Origin of the sequence: Saccharothrix sp. ST-888, from assembly GCF_000955975.1 — a bacterium.
Classification (GTDB): Bacteria; Actinomycetota; Actinomycetes; order Streptomycetales; family Streptomycetaceae; genus Kitasatospora.
This window is the reverse complement of the sequence record NZ_JYJF01000397.1, coordinates 1-411: the sequence shown is the minus strand read 5'-3', so window position 1 is coordinate 411 and position 411 is coordinate 1. Positions and strand designations below refer to the sequence as shown.

The window sequence follows — 411 nt, the reverse complement described above, 5'->3', positions numbered from 1 at the left end:
CACCAGGAGCGTTGAGTTGAGTCAGATGAGCCAGGCCGCACAGAACCTGAACTGGCTGATCACCAATTTCGTGGACAACACCCCCGGGGTGTCGCACACGGTGGTGGTCTCCGCCGACGGTCTGCTGCTCGCCATGTCCGAGGGCTTCCCCCGCGACCGCGCCGACCAGCTCGCCGCCGTCGCCTCCGGCCTCACCTCCCTCACCAACGGCGCCAGCCGGATCTTCGAGGGCGGCGACGTCAACCAGACCGTCGTGGAGATGGAGCGCGGCTTCCTCTTCCTGATGGCCATCAGCGACGGCTCCTCCCTCGCCGTCCTCGCCTCCCCCGACTCCGACATCGGCCTCGTCGGGTACGAAATGGCCCTGCTCGTCGACCGAGCCGGCGCCGTCCTCACCCCCGCACTTCGCGC

At 68.6% G+C, this 411-nt stretch carries 1 protein-coding gene; it reads left to right on the top strand.

Going from position 1 to position 411, the window contains the following annotated elements; translation table 11 throughout:
- Positions 1-25: 25 nt before the first annotated feature.
- Positions 26-411 (top strand): roadblock/LC7 domain-containing protein (locus UK12_RS33265; RefSeq protein WP_045306945.1); only part of this gene is annotated, 386 nt, incomplete at its 3' end.